Origin of the sequence: Paenibacillus sp. NPDC056579, from assembly GCF_042793215.1 — a bacterium.
In the GTDB taxonomy this organism is placed as follows: domain Bacteria; phylum Bacillota; class Bacilli; order Paenibacillales; family NBRC-103111; genus Paenibacillus_S.
In genome coordinates this window covers 1,198,871-1,218,730 of record NZ_JBHTVD010000001.1, presented here as the reverse complement: position 1 = coordinate 1,218,730, position 19,860 = coordinate 1,198,871, and the positions used below count along the sequence as shown (strand labels likewise).

Annotated in this window: 10 protein-coding genes and 1 pseudogene; 9 read left to right on the top strand and 2 right to left on the bottom strand. The window is 46.8% G+C overall.

What is annotated here, in order from left to right:
- The first annotated feature begins 336 nt into the window (after positions 1-336).
- The 7 genes from ACFQ88_RS05505 to ACFQ88_RS05475 all read left to right on the top strand — a co-directional run bounded on the left by ACFQ88_RS05505 (position 337) and on the right by ACFQ88_RS05475 (position 13,923).
- Positions 337-5,580 (top strand): S-layer homology domain-containing protein, encoded by a 5,244-nt coding sequence (locus tag ACFQ88_RS05505; protein ID WP_379452721.1) that lies wholly within the window; start codon positions 337-339, stop codon positions 5,578-5,580.
- A 489-nt stretch (positions 5,581-6,069) separates the two neighbouring features.
- A complete protein-coding gene (locus ACFQ88_RS05500; protein ID WP_379452719.1) occupies positions 6,070-7,038 on the top strand; it encodes an ABC transporter permease in 969 nt (322 codons plus the stop codon).
- Complete coding sequence (locus ACFQ88_RS05495) at positions 7,016-7,933, top strand: carbohydrate ABC transporter permease (protein WP_379452717.1); 918 nt, start codon at positions 7,016-7,018, stop codon at positions 7,931-7,933. Before ACFQ88_RS05500 ends, ACFQ88_RS05495 begins: the two co-directional genes overlap by 23 nt.
- A gap of 28 nt (positions 7,934-7,961) precedes the next feature.
- On the top strand, positions 7,962-9,476 hold the full coding sequence (locus ACFQ88_RS05490) for an extracellular solute-binding protein (RefSeq protein ID WP_379452715.1): 1,515 nt from the start codon (positions 7,962-7,964) through the stop codon (positions 9,474-9,476).
- Between the two features lie 20 nt (positions 9,477-9,496).
- On the top strand, positions 9,497-10,303 hold the full coding sequence (locus ACFQ88_RS05485) for a sugar phosphate isomerase/epimerase family protein (protein WP_379452713.1): 807 nt from the start codon (positions 9,497-9,499) through the stop codon (positions 10,301-10,303).
- A gap of 18 nt (positions 10,304-10,321) precedes the next feature.
- On the top strand, positions 10,322-11,485 hold the full coding sequence (locus ACFQ88_RS05480; protein WP_379452711.1) for a Gfo/Idh/MocA family protein: 1,164 nt from the start codon (positions 10,322-10,324) through the stop codon (positions 11,483-11,485).
- Positions 11,486-11,682: 197 nt separating this feature from the next.
- Positions 11,683-13,923 (top strand): AraC family transcriptional regulator, encoded by a 2,241-nt coding sequence (locus ACFQ88_RS05475; RefSeq protein ID WP_379452709.1) that lies wholly within the window; start codon positions 11,683-11,685, stop codon positions 13,921-13,923.
- 219 nt (positions 13,924-14,142) lie between these two features.
- Here ACFQ88_RS05475 and ACFQ88_RS05470 read toward each other — a convergent pair.
- Positions 14,143-14,448, bottom strand: a pseudogene (locus ACFQ88_RS05470) (MogA/MoaB family molybdenum cofactor biosynthesis protein); the annotation flags it as partial.
- A 203-nt stretch (positions 14,449-14,651) separates the two neighbouring features.
- On the opposite strand from ACFQ88_RS05470, the gene ACFQ88_RS05465 reads away from it, so the two are divergent.
- Both ACFQ88_RS05465 and ACFQ88_RS05460 read left to right on the top strand, forming a co-directional pair.
- Complete coding sequence (locus ACFQ88_RS05465) at positions 14,652-16,397, top strand: ABC transporter ATP-binding protein (RefSeq protein WP_379452707.1); 1,746 nt, start codon at positions 14,652-14,654, stop codon at positions 16,395-16,397.
- Between the two features lie 50 nt (positions 16,398-16,447).
- Positions 16,448-18,562, top strand: a complete 2,115-nt coding sequence (locus ACFQ88_RS05460; protein ID WP_483875126.1) for an ABC transporter ATP-binding protein — start codon at positions 16,448-16,450, stop codon at positions 18,560-18,562.
- 976 nt (positions 18,563-19,538) lie between these two features.
- Here ACFQ88_RS05460 and ACFQ88_RS05455 read toward each other — a convergent pair.
- Positions 19,539-19,841 (bottom strand): hypothetical protein, encoded by a 303-nt coding sequence (locus ACFQ88_RS05455; RefSeq protein WP_379452705.1) that lies wholly within the window; start codon positions 19,839-19,841, stop codon positions 19,539-19,541.
- Positions 19,842-19,860 lie beyond the last annotated feature (19 nt).

Sequence of the window (19,860 nt, the reverse complement as noted above, 5' to 3'; positions counted from 1 at the left end):
AATGCTGGACATCAACTTCTTCCAAATGTGCTTATCTTCCTTTTGCGTATAAGCGTAAACAAGATACTAATGCCAAAGAAGCTCCGGTACGGACATGAAGTCTTCTACTCGATCACCCCGCAGTCGGACAGTCCGTTTGAGAGAGGATTCAGGTAAAAAACAAAAATCGTACAGAAAGACCTAAAGATTCTTAAGGCCTGGAATGGAGGGATCACAGTACAGTGTAAGCATCCATGGAGCGAGGCTAGTGAGAATGAAAGCGCTTTATTGTTGAGCGATCATTTCCTGTCTGTCAAAAAGCTCCAAATAAAAATCCCTAAGGAGGAAATTGTTGCAATGAGGAGAATTGGTTTGTTTGCTGTGTCCCTAGCGGTACTGCTCGTAATGATGCTGACCAATATCGCCTATGCGGATGTATCATCCCATTATCTTAACCCGCTGATGAAAGGAGCCGATCCTACCATTGAACGGCAAGACGATGGATACTATTATTCGGCGGCAGGCGATGGCAATGTTGTATTGAAACGGCATGAAACCATTCTTGGCGTTTCCACCGCGAAGAGTAAAGAGGTATGGAAGTTACCTGAAAACCTGGAATTTATATGGGGTCCCGATGCGCACAGGATCGATGGCAAATGGTACATCTATTTCGCTTCCGGTCCGAAAATTAGTGATAAAGCGGGGCGCTTTGCTTACGGCCACCCCAGCTCCTATGTTCTGGAGAACAGCTCGCCCGATCCATTTGAAGGGACCTGGGAACTGAAGGGAACCTATGATAATGGAGACGGACTTACACCCCAACAGGGATTACTGAATACGCAAAGCTATGGACTGCCTACTGGCTTTGTCACCATCAATGGGCAGAGATACCTTACTTACACCAAATATTTCTATTTTATAGATCCAAAAACGGGAAAAGAGAGATTTGATGAATGTCCCACGATTGTCAAAATGAAAAACCCTTGGACATTGGAAGGCGAAGAGATTACGTTAGCCAGGCCGACCTACGACTGGGAGAAGTATGTTGATAATGTTAATGAAGGCGCAGCTGTGGTGGAGCGAAACGGTAAAGTTTATTTTGCCTATTCCGCCAGCAGCTACACGCATGATAACTATGCTGTCGGCCTATCCTGGGCTGATCTGGCCCAAAGTGTGGAGAATGAAGCAGCATGGAATAAACATCCCGAGCCGATCATGAAACGTTCGGATGAAAACGGTTCTTACTCGACAGGCTCGCCGTTATTCCTGAAATCCGAAGATGGCACAGAGGACTGGATTACATACCATGGCATACCGACCCATAGTCAAGGCGGCAAGAATAGAGAGGTTCGCGCCCAGCGGATCAATTGGGACGACAATGACTTCATCAATCTGGGCATCCCGTCCAACCCCGGCACCGTGCTTAGCCGCCCCTCCGGGGAGGAGAAGAGCGAAATCTATGAAGCGGAAGACGCGCAATTATCAGGGGCTGCAAGAGCAACCATGAACAGCATCTATGCCTCGTCCGGCCGATATGCCCGGTACAGCAATGGCAATGACAGCGACTATGTAGAGTTTACAGTCGACACGAATACTGGGGGGATTTACTCGCTAGATTTCCGATACAACAACAATACGACAGAACCGGTCACCATGACACTTGGCGTGAACCAGGAGGCTCCTACCGCGCTTGTATTCCCGTCTAATGCCGGGCCGGAGAACAAGCTGAACTTCGACTTAAAAACGGTTCACAACATCCGGCTGAATGCCGGTAGCAACATCTTACGTCTTTCCGGCAAAAGCGCTTTGGGGCTGGACGCAATCATTGCCAAGAAAAGTGTCTTGTATGAAGCGGAGGGCGCAGAGTTGTCCGGCGGCACGGGAATTGCTCAAGATCATACGGGATATAGCGGTTCAGGCTTTGTCAGAGGGTTCACGAAGCCAAACGCGGCGATCAGCTTTACAGTAAACGCTCCTCACGCGGGCAGCTTTTCGGTCAAGCTGGCATATGGCGCTGGAACGGAGGACGATCGAACCTTGACCATGTATGTGAATGGCACCAAGATCAAACAAGCGAATTTCTTCGGTCTGAAGGAATGGGACAAGTGGGCCGACAGATATGACAATGTATTCCTGAAAGAGGGAAGCAATGTTATCACCTATAAGTATGACAGCGGTGATACGGCGATTGTCAATCTGGATTATATCACTGTTACCGAAGCGGCGACCTGGACGTATGAGGCGGAATCCGCCAAAACGACAGGCGGGGCGCATGCCAGGATCGTTCAGGCTCAGGATGGGAATACGGGAATCGGTTATGTGAGCGGTCTGTCCCATGTGAACTCGTCCGTGGAATTCTCTGTGGATACCGAGTATGCGGCCTTCTATGATCTCAAGCTGCGGTACGCCACGGAGCAGGGCGGCAAAACATTGTCGCTGGAGGTGAATGGCACGCCTGTGCAGGACATGGTCCTTCCCTACTCCGGAGGAGCCAAGGTGTGGAAGGAACAGATTGTAACCGTTCGCCTGAACAAAGGGAAAAACAGCATCACCTATAAGAGTGCAGCGGGAGATTCAGATGTCATCCATATCGATCATATTCATTTGAATAAACGCACTCCATGGAAATATCAGGCGGAAGCAGCTGCCCTCTCAGGCACGGTGGGGATCGGAAGAGACCGTCTATGGTTTGAAGGCAACGGTTATGTCGGCTTATTCCAGAAACAAGGGGATTCTATAGGGTTTGAAGTGAATGTCCCCTATACAGCGGCCTATACGTCAACCTTGCGTTATTCAGGTGTACAGTCGTCGAATCGAACCATGAGCATGTATGTGAACGGCAAACGGGTCAAGCAAGTTTCCTTACCGCCGACAGCGAATTGGGATACCTGGATGGACGCGACAGAGACGGTCAATCTGGAGGCCGGGAAGAATAGCATTGAATTCCGCCGTGAGGAAGGGGATACCGGACAGCTCAATATAGACAGCCTGATCCTGGATAAATTCAGCGGTGGATTCATGAGCACGACGGCCAGGGAACTTACCCCCGAGAAAATGGTGAAGATCCAGCCGAAGCATAGCGGCAAAGCGCTGAGTGTGGCAGGTGAGAAGTATAATCAGGGAGCAGCCGTTATCCAATATTCCAATGGCGATACCAATAGTCAATTGATGCGATTCCTGGATCTGGGAACAGGCTATTACCGGATCCTAGTTATGCGTGGAGCACGCTTCCTCGATATCAAGCCTGATTCGGATATCCAAGAACTTATTCTAAATCAGACTATTGAAGCTGCCCCCACTCCCTCCGATACTGAACAGTGGCGTCTGGAAAAGGAGGGCGATTATTACAAAGTGATCAACAAAAGCAATGGAAAGGTGATTACGGTCAATGAAGCGTCCAAAGGAAACAACGCAGTTATACGGTTGGCCGATGACGAGGGGAAAGACAACCAGCGGTTTAAGATTGAGTTGCGCAACCTTTATGACACTACATTCCACTCGGTGTCGGACATTTCTGATGTCCCTGCAGCAGTGCAGGCAGGACAGGAGCTGACTCTCTACGGAACAGTCTCACCGGATTGGGCAACGCGGAAGAGTATCACCTGGAGCATCAAGGATGCCGGGCAAACAAGAGCTACCCTGGATGGGAATGTGCTGTCCGCCACAAGAGCGGGAACAGTCATTGTCACCGCTACGATTGAAGAAGGAAGCGAGATCGGCGTGAACTACTCCAAGGACTTCACCATTACCGTCTCCAAGAAAGACGCGGATGTTAGTCCTGAACAGGCCACCTATGATCTCTATGTTCCCGGGGATGTAAGCACCAGCATCATATGGAACGAAGCCCAGTCTGTGACCGGGGTGGTATACGCAGCAACTGTAGCAGGTGCCGTACACAATGGCACATTGGGAACGGATGATTATACGATCGGCGGGGATATGTTGACCATCAAACGCGAGACTATGGCCGCATTGGGGTTGAAGCGCGGTGATAAAGCGGACTTCTCTATTCTGTTTAATCAGGGGAATCCGGCTGTGTTCAGTGTCAATGTGGTGGATAGCTTTGCTTTGACCAGCCATAGTATTACAGTGGCAACCGAGGGACACGGCACTGCCAGCGCTAATGTATCGTCGGCGGTCAAGGATATGGCGATTACCTTAACCGCCACGCCAGGTCCGGGCCAGCTCTTCAAGGGCTGGAAGGTGAATAGTCCTAGTAGGCTGAATGTGACTGGCAATACCTTCACCATGCCAGACGAGGCGGTAGTGATCACGGCGATATTCGGAACGCCGTCCTACAGAGTGACCTATAACGGCAACGGCGCGGCAAGCGGTCACGTGCCGGTAGATGACAGCGACTATGATCAAGGCGTCACGGTATCTGTCTATGGCAATACCGGCAATCTGAAGAAGCCGGGCTATCTCTTTGCCGGCTGGAATGTACGGGCGGATGGTAGCGGAGCCAGTTACACTGAAGGCCAGGTATTCATAATGGGCGGGGCGAATCTGACTCTATATGCGCAATGGACGGTTAAAAATTCGGGCGGTTCTTCTGGAGGAGGTTCGTTTGATGGGGATTCTTCCGATGGCAGTTCACCATCAATACCAACGAGCGAAGGAGTTATTCCGGCGAATAGCAGCCAATTTGCAGTTCCAGCAGATAAGAAGGGCGAATTTGGCATAGGTGATGAGATTAAGATCGAGATCCCTGCCGGCGCTTCCAGAAAGGAATTTCAGCTTATCATCAGCAAGATAACAGACACACAAAAGCTGCTTGCAGGCAAAGATGCGCTGGTCAGTCCGGTGTTCGAGATTCGGAAGGATTTCCTAGGGATTTTCGACAAGGAGATTACTCTGACCATTAGTTTCGATCCAACCAAAATAAAGAAGGGTCAAAAGCCGACTGTATTCACCTATGACGAAGAGCGAAAAATCTGGAGGGAATTAGGCGGACAAGTCAATGGGGCCACTTCTATTACGGTGAAGGTGAACAACGTTGCCAAGTTTGCAGTATTCGGCGTCGATCAGGCGGTAAGCCTGCCCGCTCCGAAACCGACGGTCAACTTGAGTGACCTGGCGGAACACTGGGCGGAGTCCGATGTCAAACAAGCGATTGACCTGGGAATCGTCAGCGGTTATCCGGACGGTACGTTCAAGCCGGATCGAACCGTAACACGCGCCGAGTTTGCCACCATGCTTATCAATGCGCTAAAGCCGCAAGAGAACCGCCTCTACAGCACGCCACTAACGTTCACCGATAAGGAGAAGATCGGTGCATGGGCGCTGAATTCCGTGGCGCAAGCGGTGCAAGTAGGGATCATTTCCGGTTACGAGGATGGTTCGTTCCGACCTGATGCCGAGATTACCCGTAGTGAGATGGTCAAGATGATCGCCAACGCCATGGGCCAGTCAGGCGAAAAGGCTGACACCACAGGGTTTGCGGATGACACGGCTATTCCTGACTGGGCGAGGGGTGCCGTGGCGACCATGTGCAAGCGGGGCATTATTGAAGGCAAAGGAGGGAACCAATTCGCCCCCGGCGATCAAGCAACACGAGCAGAGGCGATTAGAGTATTGCTGAACATGCTGCGTAACAGATAAGAGAAGTGAGAATGCCTTCTTCGGCGCCGCAGGCCCATAGGCTTGCGGCGGATTTTGTGTTCCTATCAGAACAATCATTTTGTGTAGAGCAACCATTTTGTAAAAACGGTTACAAAAAGATTATGGTGATTTTATTTGAAGGAAGGCGAAAACTCGAGACTTCTGAACAGCCCCAACTTGATCTAAATTGGGGCTGTTTGTTGTGTAATAACACTACTTGCCATTACACCGCTATCCTTCCAAAAAAATAGTGAATGTACAGGTATTGCTTGCTGGGAAAGCGGCTGGCTCCCGAAACAAACTAGTAAACGAATGTGCCGAAAGTTAATTTAAGGACTTGATAATTAAGTGGAGAACCATAAATAGAACTGCTGGATGAGATTAAGAACTATACAACATATGGAAGTTAACGTACGATGTGCGTAGTTCTTCATAGTGGCGCTGCAGCAAATGCTTTTGGTTCTATCTATTAAAGAGAGGTGAAGAGATTTGCAACAAACTACTTTAGGAGATAAGCAATTAACACAAATCCATTCTGTTAAAAAAGGGAAGATAAATACTGTCCTGACCCGTCTTAGCCGAGACAAATATTTATATCTTCTCGCCGCACCTGGAATATTGTATTTTTTGATTTTTAAGTATATTCCCATTGGCGGAGTAGTCATTGCTTTTCAGGAGTACTCGCCGTTTAAAGGAATCCTGCATAGTAAGTGGGTGGGCTTCGAAAACTTCGAAAGGTTTTTCAGTAGCAGCGAATTCTTGAAATTATTAAGAAATACAATGGTCATTAGTGTTTTAAACCTAGTTTTTTTCTTCCCTGCACCCATCATTCTTTCTTTGCTTCTCAATGAAGCAAGAAACAGCAAGTTCAAAAGAACTATCCAAAGCATCGTATATTTGCCACATTTCTTTTCCTGGGTGATCGTTGCGGGGATCACGTTCCTGTTGTTTTCCCAATCCGGAGGCATTGTAAATGGCGTCATTCACATGATGGGTTACTCTAAGATAGACTTCTTAACGAACGAAAATTACTTTTGGGTGATGCTGACCCTGCAGTCCATATGGAAGGAAGCAGGCTGGGGCACCGTCATTTTTTTGGCAGCCATAGCCGGGGTCGATCCTGCGCTTTATGAAGCGGCTAAGATGGATGGGGCTAACCGACTCCAGCAGGTGAAGCATATCACGATGCCTGCCATACAAAATGTAGTTATTACATTATTAATTCTAAGAATGGGCCATGTTCTGGATGTAGGCTTTGAGCAGGTTTATCTCATGATGAACAGTGCAGTGACTGATGTTGCCGATGTATTCGAAACCTACGTGTACAGGATGGGCATACAAAATGGACAGTTTAGCTTCACTACGGCGGTTGGACTGTTTAAGTCTGTTGTAGGACTTATATTGGTAATTGCAGCTAACAAATTGGCTAAGACATATGGCAAGGAAGGCCTATATTGAGGGGGTGGAGACATTGAACAATAAATGGAGCAGTAGATTAGCAGATGCAGCCGTTGTGTCCATGCTGATTATAGCTGGAGTAGTCACGATCCTGCCATTCCTTTACATTCTGGTTATATCCTTTACCGACCCCTCTGAATACATCCGGACTGCCGGTCTCATCCTGATCCCGGAGAAATGGTCGCTAATTAATTATCAATACCTGTTGTCAACCAATACGTTTATTAGAGCGATGGGAAATAGTGCCTTTTTGGCTACAGTCGGCACTGTATTGAGTCTTGCTGTAACCTCAAGCTTTGCTTATGCCTTATCGAGGAAAAGATTGATGGGAAGAAAAGTCATGTTGATGCTTATTGTGATTGCGATGCTTTTTAACCCCGGTATCATCCCACCATATCTGCTTGTGAAGAACTTAGGGCTGATCAACAGCATGTGGGCACTAATCATACCTGTACTGACAACAGCTTATTATACATTTCTTATGAAAAGCTTCTACGATAGCATTCCACCCGGCTTGGAAGAAGCGGCCAATATCGATGGATGCAACGATTTAGGAATTTGGATGAGAGTGATCCTGCCGATCTCTTTGCCCTCTCTGGCGGCCTTCGGTCTATTTTATGCGGTTGCTTATTGGAACGTATTTTTTTCCGCGATTCTTTATTTGAACGATTTCAAAAAGTGGCCTTTACAAGTATTGCTGCAGCATATGCTTATCGATTCATCAACCAGCGTAGGTGGGGAATTAGCGCAACAAATTTCCTCCGAGCAAACCTTGCCTCAGGAAACTCTTAAAATGGCCGCAGTTATTGTGGCAACAGTACCTATTATTATGGTGTATCCTTTCCTGCAGAAGCATTTCGCCAAAGGCGTCATGGTAGGTTCTGTGAAGGAATGAATATAAATTTACAAATGGAGGTACTAGTATGAGCAAGAAAAATGCAGTAATTAAACTGTGTTCCCTGCAAGTCTCATTAGCTTTATTGTTAGCTGCATGCGGAGGAGGCGGGGGAGAACAAGCAAATTCAGTGGAACAAGAGGGGGGGAAACAGGGAAAACCAACTCAAATCAGCATATTGTCGTCCTTTTATTCGCAAGAACCACCCTCAGAAGACAACCCAATAATAAAAGAAATCGAAAAACGGACGAATACCAAGCTGAACATTGCCTGGACATCATCCAACAACTATACGGATAAATTAAATGTAACGTTGGCCTCCGGTGAGCTGCCGGATTTAATCTTGACAACCGACCCGCTCAATTCATCGGTTATTAAGGGGATGGCAGCTCAAGGAGCCTTTTGGGACCTGACCAATTTGTATAAAAATTATCCGAATTTAGCAAAGTTTCCTGAAGAAACTTGGAAAAATTTGGCCTACGCGGATGGACATAACTATGGTATACCCCGGGTAAGACCGGTCTATGGCCAGAACGGGTTAAGCATCCGCAGAGATTGGCTTGATAAACTGGGCTTAAAAATGCCGACCAACATGGATGAACTCTACGAAGCGATGAAGGCATTTACCAATAACGACCCCGACGGAAACGGGAAAAATGATACGTATGGAGTCATTTTAAATATAAGAGCTTTCGAGAACGTTTTTAATAAAACTATAGGCGACTGGAAAGTGCAGGATGGAAAGCTGGTTCCTACTGTTTACTTATCAACAGAAAAAGACGCGCTTATGTACGCCAATAAATTGTATAAAGAAAAGCTGATTCCCGAAGATTTCCTGATGCTTAAACCGAGTCAAATCCTGGATATGTTAAAGGCAGGGAAGGCAGGTGTCGCCACACAAGCCATAGATCAGGTTTGGAATATAACAGCCGAGCTTAGAAAGCAAAAGCCTGACGCTTATATGGAGCCGATTGTTTCATTAAACGGAGTGAGCGAGACAGAAATCGGCTCTTTTGGAATGTTTCTGATTCCCAAGACCGTTCCTGAAGCGAAGTTGAAGAAAATTATGGAATTCATGGATTACGGGGCTTCCGCTGAAGGATCGGATCTTGCGAATTTCGGCTTTAAAGACGTTCATTTCATTGAAAAAGACGGCTTTAAAATCCCTACGGAACAGGCTGTAAAGGACAATGTATCCCAACAAGCGTTTGGTCAAATTTTTCTTAGCTACATCAAATATCTAAAAGCGTATGTTCCGGGAATTCCGAAGGAGTACTATGACCGTCATGTAAAAATAATGGATGAGCGGGCAAAAAATGCGGTTAATGATCCGTCGGTCGGTGTGGATTCCGAGGCCTGGATTAAGTTCTGGCCGGAATACAACAAAAAAATTACCGATATGAAGCTGCACGTGATTATGGGCAAGGAACCGATAGAAAAATGGGATGCGTTCGTCAACCAGTTAAAAACGGAACCGAATTTTACTAAAATTGTTCAGGAGATGTCAGAGTCATACGTAAAGAGAAATTCAACCAAAAAATAATGCTGAGAGGCGGTATTGGAATGAAAATAGCTTATACCACATTGTCTTGCCCGAATTGGACCTGGGAACAAATTTTGAACGAAACCACACGTTTAAAATACGACGGGATTGAGATCAGAGGCATGGAAGGGGAAATGTTCCTGCCCAAGGCAAGGCCCTTTCTCCCTGAGAATCTGGAAAAAACTTTGGAGCAACTTCATTCAATGCAGATAAAAATAATCGGTTTAAATACATCCTGCCAATTCCATGACCTTGATAAATTCGATGATTTTATTGCAGAAGGGACAGCACATATAGATCTAGCACAAAAGCTAGACGTACCCTATATAAGAGTTTTTGGGAATAAGGTGCCGGATCCTTTCCAAAAGGAGCAAATTATTGAGAGGATTTCAAGAGGCTTACAAGAGCTTTGTGACTATGGCTCGGAAAGAAATGTCCGCATCCTTTTGGAAACCCATGGGGACTTCTCCGATCTGGATAATATGCTGCCTGTACTGGAGAAGGTTAACAGTGCCAACTTGGGCGTGCTGTGGGATATGGAGCATACGTACAAAAGATACGGCAATACCATTGAACCGTTTATCGAGAAGATCTCTCCCTATATCGAGCATGTCCATGTTAAAGATACCAAAAAGGTCAACGGCCAATTCCAGCTATGTTTCATTGGCGATGGGGAAGTTCCCATTAAGAATAATATTGAATTGTTAAAGAAATATGGTTACACAGGATACTTATCGTTGGAGTGGGAAAAGAAGTGGCATCCTGAGCTTGAAGAACCGGAAGTTGTACTGCCAGCATTTATACAATACATCCGAGAGTTCGTTTAAAACGAGGAGGAGTTAGAAATGACTATGAATAAAAGTGTAAAAATAGCCATCGTTGGAGTCGGGGCAATGGGATCGGGTCATATCAAATATCTACGGCAGCTCCAGACTGCCGGAAAGGTCGAAATTGTCGGTGTTTGTGATGTAATTAAGGACAGAGCTGATAAATTTGCCGAGGAGCTGCAAATACCGGCTTATTATAGCCACACAGAACTTCTCGACAAACCGGGTCTTGAAGCTATTACGGTGGCGACACCCCATTATGATCATCCTTCAGTTGCTATCGATGCATTTAACAGAGGAATTCACGTGCTTTGCGAGAAGCCTATCGCTGTCCACTTAAACGATGCGAAGAAAATGATAGCTGCTTATGAAAGAGCTAAAGAGACCTACCCTGAGCTTGTCTTCGCCATAATGTTTCAGGAAAGAACGTATCCGTTTCATAAGAAGTTAAAGGAAATTGTCCAAAGTGGGAAGCTCGGCAAGCTGATTCGTGTTACTTGGATCAATACACAGTGGTTTCGCCCGCAGTTTTATTACGATAGCGGCGACTGGCGGGCGACTTGGGCCGGAGAAGGCGGGGGAATTCTGACCAACCAATGTCCGCATAATATGGATCTTTATCAATGGTTATTCGGAATGCCTGCGAAGATCAGCGGTTTTGTTAACATTGGGAAATATCACAATATTGAAGTTGAAGACGAAGTGACGGCCTACTTTGAACATGAGAATGGAATGATTGGACATTTTATTGCAACCACGGCCGAGACGCCCGGAACAAACCGTTTTGAAATTGTAGGAGAACACGGCAAGCTGGTTTATGAGAATGAAAAGCTTGTCATGTATCAAAATCAGATGTCCGTATTTGATTTCATTCTGCAATCAAAAAGCAAATTCGGCAATGTTGAAAGCTGGTATACAGAAATTCCTGTAGAAATAACTCAGCCTAAAGGGCATCTCGTTGTTATCGAAAAGTTTATTAACGCTATTCAAAATGGAGGCGGCGAGTTAGTAGCTCACGGTACAGAAGGAATCAATGGGTTGACTTTAGCCAACGCCATTATGCAATCTTCATTCACTGAAAGCAAGATTGTATTGCCCCTGGACGCCGATGCTTATGAAAATAAGCTGAAGGAATTGATACAAACCTCAAAGTATGTTGAACCACCAATCACGCGGCTGTAGAGGAAGTTATGATATATTCGTTTTCAAAGAGTTAAATAGGATTGAGGACTGACAATTTATAGCGCTTAAAACCCTGCGGATTACAAGTCCTAAAGATCCGCAGGGTTTTTGTTAATCCCGGTCCAATACAAACTTGACGATAAGCTAATGGAGGAATACCTTTAGATAAGATACATCGGCGACAAGGAGGGATGACAATGCTTCGTGGTCTGCTGCCGCAGCAATTGCATTTACGAATGTTTATATATATGGCCTTAGCGTTCACTGTGACCATTTATATATTTTCTTATATTTTAACTAGGCAATTGACTAATAATGCAATAACTGAAATTGACCGCCTGACTCTGCAGCGTATTGCGCAAGTTAAGGACAACACCGACTTCACGCTGCGAAAACTTAAATTATATTCCGTCCGTATTTTTCGGGATCAGAATGTAAACGGTTGGATGACCGCTTCGGAGGTTGACTATTGGGTTTTTAAACAAATGGAGTTGAGCTTGACGGATTACTTGGGTATTGAGCCATTTATTCAATCCGTAAATGTGATTAATCCCTCCATTAACCGTATGTACGCTTCGGATAAAGGTCTGACTAAGTTAACTGACGAGGAGAACAAAGAATTTCTTGAACAAGCCCGATCGGAAAAGAGTCAAAACCTAAACCTGCGAAATTACGAGATTCAAGGCAAAAGTTATTTGTTATTGGTCGTGCGAGATGTAATTGATAGAGGGGAGAACAACAGTAAATTGGCGGTGCTGCTGGATAAGGAAAAGCTGCAGCAGTACATCCTGCAGATGAATAAGCAAATCGCGAATGATGTGTTCATACTGAACGGGGAAGGGGAATTGATGCTGGGGAATGTTTCGGATGAAATGCTCAAGAAGGTAAGAACGTTAAGTTTAAACTGTAACTTAGGGAAATCTCATTTTTCGGTTGATGGCGAGGAGTGGTCATTACGTTATCAGACGCTAAGTATTTCGGGTTGGAAGATCTTTCATCTAACCTCGCTTGAAACGTTAAATCAAAGTATTTCCGTCACCAGATGGACGATTTTACTTTGCTTCAGTCTGCTTGTTCTGATTATCTGGATGATACTTTATTGGTATTCCAGAACCAATATACGCCCCATAGGTACTATGCTGCAAGCTATTCAAGTGCGTATCGGTCAGCCCTATGTCCCTTCCAACACCGTGGAAACCACAGTAAGCATCACTTCCGGTATCGAATCGCTTATTAACAAAGTGGAGCAAATGGATCGTTCTATCAAAGATAGTAAATCATTAATCAAGGAGGAGCGGTTGCGCCAATGGATACTTAACGGCTCGCTTTCGGAACGTTATAAAAAAGAGTGGTTTCAAGAGATACCGGTGCTTGCCGCGGGTTCGATCCGATTAGCGGTGTTAAGGATCCGGTATTATGCTGCATTCTGTGATAAATATGATTTTCCTTCAAGAAAGCTAATGAAGTACGCGATGGGCAATATAGCTAATGAGGTCATGAGACAATATGGCTTAGCCGGAGAGGCAGTCGATATTGGAATCGATCACACCGTTCTAATATTCCCTGACACAAAGAAGAAAGAAAAAATCGATGCTATGCTTCAAGAAATCAAATCAAATATTGACCAATGGCTGCATATCGGAGTTGTTGCAGCGGTCAGCGATCCTAAGGCTTCGGATGAAGCACTGCTCCAGAGCTACGAATTGGTTATGGAGGCATCCATGCTTAATTTTATTGATGGCAAAGACCGTGTATATTCGGAGAGTGATCTAAAGCAGTTTGAGGATAGGCCAAATTATCTTGATGAAGATGTGATACGAGAGCTCGTTGCATCTGTGCGTATCGGTAACTTGCTAGCTGTTAAAGGATATTTGGAGCAGCTGGCTGGGGATATGAAGGGAATGACTTATTCGGAATGCAAAATGCAGCTTGTACATTTAATATATGAGTTGATGAAAAGTTTTAAAAAGCTAAACACTGTAAAAGGAATGGAAGGAATTGAGCATACACTAAATCAATTCCATCATTTAAATGAAGCATTCGATTGGATTGAAACGTTCCTGCATCAAATTGTTGACGATTTAAAACAGCGGTCAACTAATAATCGAAAAGAAGAAATTGTTACAGAAGCCGTTCAATATATTCGGAATAATCTACATAACCCCATGCTGAGTGTGGATTCCATTGCCGATCATACATCGGTCTCAGTCAGCTATCTTCGGGCCGTGTTTAAGGAATGGATGGATTGCCCGATATCGGACTTTATTTCAAGTCAGCGTTTGGACCGGGTAAAGGAACTTCTTTTAAGCACTGATTTAACTGTAGCGGAAGTTGCAGAACAGGCTGGTTTCCAAACGAAAAGCCACTTCTTCACAACGTTCAAGAAGGTATTTGGAACAACGCCTATCCAATTTAGACAGCAGCAAAAAATAAAGTAAGTAATGCGGTGCATACGTACACGGCAATACAAGCTGATGATTCGATACTTGGGCATAACGCCCGTACTGGCGAATGTAGACGATGGCTTCCTTCTTTTTCGCGATAAAAAGTGAAAAGGAAGGATTTTTATTATGTTAACAAATAAACTGAAAAGAAGATTAAAATCCGAACAGCATATCGATGAAAAAGATAAGCAAGTAAACAAAAAAGCAGTATCGCTACTGCTTTCCTATTAAATCCTTATAAATTTGATGCATGACATGCCTAAGTTCGGGAACGATGATTTTCATGAGAGCGAGCTTAACAGCCCCGGACGATCCAGGCATAGAAAAAATAGCCTTATCTTTATATACTCCGGCGACTGCGCGGCTCAGGATGGCAGCAGCGCCAATGTCCTCGGTATAGCTTAGAAAGCGGAAGATTTCGCCGATGCCCTGCAGCTCTTTGTCAAGAAGATCGCGAACCGCCTCATAAGTCGTGTCCTGTCTGGTGCCGGTTCCGCCGTTTAGCAACACGGCTTCCACAAGCGGATTGTCCTAAAAACAGTGACTTCGACAAAAGTAAGATGAAGCGGAAAATTCATTGCGGACCTCTGTGCAAGGACGTCGATAGGAGTTTTTTCTCATAACGATAAAATCCAATGCGCTCTCTCAATAAATTATGGTATGGTAAGAAGAGAATTGCTTTTTTGGGAATATATTTGGCCTTAACTCTTAGGAGGGGAAACATGTCCTTTATTACGAGATTGTCGTGGTTTTTTAAGCAGCAGTGGGGGAAATATGCAATGGCCATTGCTCTGATGGCTTTAGTCAACATATTGAATATCATTCCGCCCAAAATGATAGGCAACGTCATCGACCAAATCCGTACCGGAACGTTGACCGGAGAAGAGCTCCGTCAAAGCGTCCTGCTGCTGATCGGTTTGGCGCTGCTCTTGTATGTGATGGTTTATATTTGGGTGACGACGCTGTTCGGCAACTCGATTTTGCTGGAAAAGCTGCTGAGGGGCCGACTTCTGAAGCATCTGACGAAGATGTCGCCCTCTTTTTTTCAACGCAATAGTACGGGGGAGTTGATGGCGCTGGCTACGAACGACGTATTGGCTATAAGCCAAACGGCGGGTTATGGCGTTATGACGCTGGTCAATACGCTGGTCGGAACGGCTGTGGTCCTGGTGACGATGATTTCCCTGATTAGCTACAAACTGATGTTGGCGGCGTTAATTCCGATGCCTTTCCTTGCATTGGTTATAAGCATGCTGGGCAAACAGATGCGTAAACGTTTCGTCGCCGCTCAAACCTCGTTCGGCAGGATGAACGATCAGGCACTGGAATCGATCTCCGGTATGAGGGTCATCCGTTCCTATGTACAGGAGGAGCACGACATAGACACCTTTGATAGAGTGACCAGGGACGTCATGGAGAAAAATATCCGTGTGGCGGCGGTCAATGCCTTGTTCCACCCATCAATTTCTCTAATTGTGGGGTTAAGCTACGCAATCGGTATCGGGTATGGAGCCTATCTCGTATTTCATAACCAAATATCGCTCGGTCAGCTCATTTCGTTCAACATTTATTTGGGCATGCTGATTTGGCCTATGATCGCTTTCGGCGAGTTTATTAATATTTTGCAGCGGGGGACCGCTTCGGTTGACCGTTTGTCGAAGAGCTTTGAGCAGCAGCCCGACGTCCAGGATGCGTCGCCAACGGTTTCCTTGCCGTTTCCGGGGTCCATCGTTCTCGAGCGGCTATCCTTCCGTTATCCCGGATCCGGTACGGACAGCCTGAATGAAATATCGTTCCGACTTGAGCGAGGACAGACGCTTGGTATTGTTGGCCGAACCGGTAGCGGTAAAAGTACGCTGCTGAAGCAGCTGCTACGGCAGTACCCTATAGAACCGGGCCGCTTGTTCCTTTCACAAACTCCTATAGAACAAATCGCGCTGTCCCAGCTCCGGGGGTGGATTGGGTACGTACCTCAGGAGCACTTGCTGCTGTCGAAGCCGATCTGGGACAATATCGCTCTCGGCAGGCCGGGGGCGGAGGAGAGAGACATATGGAAAGCGATCGAGATGGCTTCGTTCCAACAGGACATTGGGCACCTTCCCGATGGCTTGGATACGATCGTCGGCGAGAACGGGGTTATGCTGTCCGGTGGGCAAAAGCAGCGGGTAAGCATAGCGCGCGCCTTGCTAATCGATCCGGAAATTTTGATTCTGGACGATTCGCTCTCGGCTGTTGATGCGCGTACGGAAAGTGCGATTTTGGCCAACCTGCGCATAGAAAGGACGGGCAAAACGACATTCATTGCAACGCACCGGTTATCTGCGGTTATGCATGCGGACTGGATTATCGTGTTGGATGAAGGGCGGATAGTAGAGGAAGGCACACACGAACAGTTAATGCTGCTCGGAGGCTGGTACAAGGAGCAGTTCGACCATCAGCAATTAGAAGCGAATCTGGCGGAGGCTTGAACGGGCTGAACCGTTATTTGTTTGGAAAAGAAAAGAGAAGGAAGTGAATCATGACTCCGAAACCAACGGTTGTAAGGCGGTTAATGTCCTACGCCATGCTGTACAAGATGCGGATAGCAGCTGCGCTGCTGGTGCTCTGCTGTGCGGTTGGAGCCGAGCTGGCAGGGCCTTATATTGCCAAGACGATTATCGATAAGCATATTAACAGCGTTCAGCTGCCATGGTATGAGGGGGATGTCGGGCAGCAAGTCCCGGAGGGTCTACGCACAGTCGAACTGAACGGGAAACGATACAGCAGAGCCGACTGGCTGGCTGCCGATTCTTCGGCAGGCTCCTCTATTACGAGCTGGGCGCAGTGGAAAGAAGTGAGGTTCATGCAGCTGGAGAGAGGGATGTATTTAATTAATACAATGTCCCGATTTGACGGCAGCTGGTCTCTTGCACCCGATTCCAGCGGGCTGGAGGGATCGCAGCAGGTGCTGGTGCAAGTCGTTCGCGAAGGGGCCGCTCCAGAGATAATTCCTGCACGCAGGCTAAGCGGAGCCGAGGTGGCATCGCTCTACCGGTATGACGTAGGCGCGGTGATCCGATGGCTGTCTCTGTTCGTCGGTTTGCTCGTTACGGCCAGTCTCCTTCATTACGTACAGGCATTCACCCTGCAGTCGACCGCTCTCCGGATTATCCAACGGATGCGTATGGATCTGATGCGGCATATTCAGCGTATCCCCATCCGGTATTTTGACAGTACGCCTATTGGACAGGTTGTATCTCGAATCGCGAACGATACGGAGGCGATACGGGACCTGTTCATGAGCTTTATGGCTACTTTCGTAGTCAGTACCATCAATATTGTCGGCATTTATATAGCGCTGTTCTTGCTTGACGTCCGTCTCGCGCTCGTCACGCTGGTGTTCATCCCGCTGTTTGCAGTCGTCATGGTGGTGCATTTGAAGTTTTCCAAAAAGTATGTGACTGTCATGCGGGCACGCTTAAGCGATATGAATGCGATGATCAGCGAGTCTATCGCAGTGATGCCGATCCTGCAGGCGTTTCGCCAGGAGAAAGCCCGTTTGGACGAATTCGAGGAGCTGAACGAGGACCGGTACCGCAACAACGTCAAGCAGTTCCGGGTATTCTCCCTTTCCTCACGCAACTTCACCGGCTTGATCGGAGCCTTGTTTACGGCAGGGACGATCTGGTATTTCGGCGGCCAATCATTGCATACGGCCATTTCGTTCGGTGTTTTTTATGCGTTTATCGATTATTTGGGCCGCTTTTTTCAACCGATCATCGGCATCTTCGATCAGCTGATGAATGCCCAAAGGGCTATTGTATCCGCCGAAAAAGTGTTTCATCTGCTCAATCTGGAAGGCAGGGAGCTGGAGGATGCTGTCGGAGTGGCGAGACCGGAAGGGCATGTTGCGTTTGACAACATTAGCTTTGCCTACAAGGAGGGGGAGCCGGTGCTTCGTAACATCACATTCGAAGCCAACAAAGGCGAGACGGTGGCTCTTGTAGGACATACAGGCTCTGGCAAAAGCTCTATCATGAACTTGCTGCTGGGCTTTTACGAGCCGACGGAAGGTGAGATTCGTATCGACGGCAAAAGCATTGCCGGAATGTCCAAGCAGCAGCTCCGTAAGCATATGGGCATCGTACTCCAGGATCCGTTCTTGTTTGCAGGGGACATCAAGTTTAACGTAAGTCTGCACAACAAGGACATTGATGAGAGCAAGGTCAAGCAGGCATTGGTGGATGTCGGAGCAGCTGGCTTCATCGAGAAGCTGCCCGACGGATACGACGAGCCAGTTGTGGAGCGCGGAAGCACGTTGTCGGCAGGCCAGCGGCAGCTGATTTCATTTGCCCGCGCGCTGGCCTTCGATCCCGCGATTCTGATTCTGGACGAGGCGACGGCCAGCATAGATAGCGAGACGGAGGGCCTGATTCAGCAAGCGCTGAAAGTAGTCAGCGAAGGGCGTACGACCTTCGTTATCGCCCACCGTCTATCGACCATACGGGAGGCGGATCTGATTCTCGTCCTGCATCGCGGGGAAATCGTAGAGCGCGGCAATCATGAGCAGCTCATGCAGCTGCAGGGCCGATACTACCGGATGTATCAGCTGCAAAAGGGTGGGGAGAAGAGCACTGCAAATCGGGCGATATAGACCTAGGGCGATGAGAAAGCAGGCAACAGGTGAGGGCGACCTCCAGATTGCGGGTGCAACCCCGAACTGAAAGAGGGATGAAGACATTGTTTCAATCGAAAGCAAAAATACATATGAAATCGTGTTAAACTACATTCATTCACAGAAATGTTGTGGAGGATCGAGCAGGTGTTAAAGGAGAGGGAAGTAGAATGTAAAAAACGACGAATTGAAATACACCAATAATGATGTTCGGGTGGGATGAAGAGTTCCGCTCAAACCCTAAAACTGATTGATAAAAATCTCAGAGTCTAGCGAAATCGGTTTTCCTAATCATCATCAAAGCTTTATTAGACGATACGTCGATACATGTTGTGGTTGACGATTATCTGTGGAGCGGCAACGGACAAAAACATTTGAGCAATTCGAAACAAAATAATAAATAATAGAAGTCGTTCATTTTAACTGAGCGACTTCTATTATTTATAGCAGCATTATTCAATTAACTGGGACAGAATGTGGTATTTCTCAGTAGATTCTACACTTCTCAAAGCGAGTTGTTATATACAAATGCTTTATTATTGTCGGGTGACAAGAACTTTATATCACTGCCGATTTTGACAAGAACCTTATATCATTCCCGATTGCAATTTTATCTGGAGGGAAATAGGTGTGATTTAACTCTGAAGCAATTGCAATCAATACTTAAAAGAAAAGGATTCGTTTCTCTTTCAAAAGAGATCATCTCCTTCCCACATACTAAGTTATGCTTGAGCGAATATAAAATGAGATGGGCACCCATAGGCGCATCACTTCTTACGTAAAATAGGATGAAAGAGGGGGAAGGGAATCATCGCAAATGATGCTTCCAGAGCATGCGAGCAATATCTTGAGCTCATGCAGCGGCCCGCGTTCGCCAGTTCATGCCGAACCACGACGAAGCCATCCATATGGTGAAGCCCGACGCTATGCCGGCAATCGTCATTCCTCCAATAGCTTACAGCGCGCTAACTGTCCATTTTCTTGAACCCGCGGCGACCGCCTTCTGGCTAGCCAGGAACAAGACTACTCCGGTCACCAGGCTGCCGATCCACAAGATCTGGATCAACAAACCCGGCGCATTCCCCGACGCATTATTCAACCCCGGTGGATGCACGACTTCCTCCTGAACGTTCACCGGTGTCATTAAAGCTTTAGCCGATTCAACTGGAATTTGAATTTGCTCTGTTTGCTGTCCGATCTGCCCAAGCAGCAGCTGCAACAGTTCCGGCCACCGGGAGCTCCTTTGGCTTCGATCCAAGCACCGATCCCATCATCAC

Excerpts from the sequence above, each read along its gene's own strand:
- ACFQ88_RS05460 (WP_483875126.1), top strand. The coding sequence starts at position 16,448 with ATGACTCCGAAACCAACGGTTGTAAGGCGGTTAATGTCCTACGCCATG.
- ACFQ88_RS05505 (WP_379452721.1), top strand. The coding sequence starts at position 337 with ATGAGGAGAATTGGTTTGTTTGCTGTGTCCCTAGCGGTACTGCTCGTA.
- ACFQ88_RS05475 (WP_379452709.1), top strand. The coding sequence starts at position 11,683 with ATGCTTCGTGGTCTGCTGCCGCAGCAATTGCATTTACGAATGTTTATA.
- ACFQ88_RS05490 (WP_379452715.1), top strand. The coding sequence starts at position 7,962 with ATGAGCAAGAAAAATGCAGTAATTAAACTGTGTTCCCTGCAAGTCTCA.
- ACFQ88_RS05495 (WP_379452717.1), top strand. The coding sequence starts at position 7,016 with ATGGCAAGGAAGGCCTATATTGAGGGGGTGGAGACATTGAACAATAAA.
- ACFQ88_RS05485 (WP_379452713.1), top strand. The coding sequence starts at position 9,497 with ATGAAAATAGCTTATACCACATTGTCTTGCCCGAATTGGACCTGGGAA.
- ACFQ88_RS05480 (WP_379452711.1), top strand. The coding sequence starts at position 10,322 with ATGACTATGAATAAAAGTGTAAAAATAGCCATCGTTGGAGTCGGGGCA.
- ACFQ88_RS05465 (WP_379452707.1), top strand. The coding sequence starts at position 14,652 with ATGTCCTTTATTACGAGATTGTCGTGGTTTTTTAAGCAGCAGTGGGGG.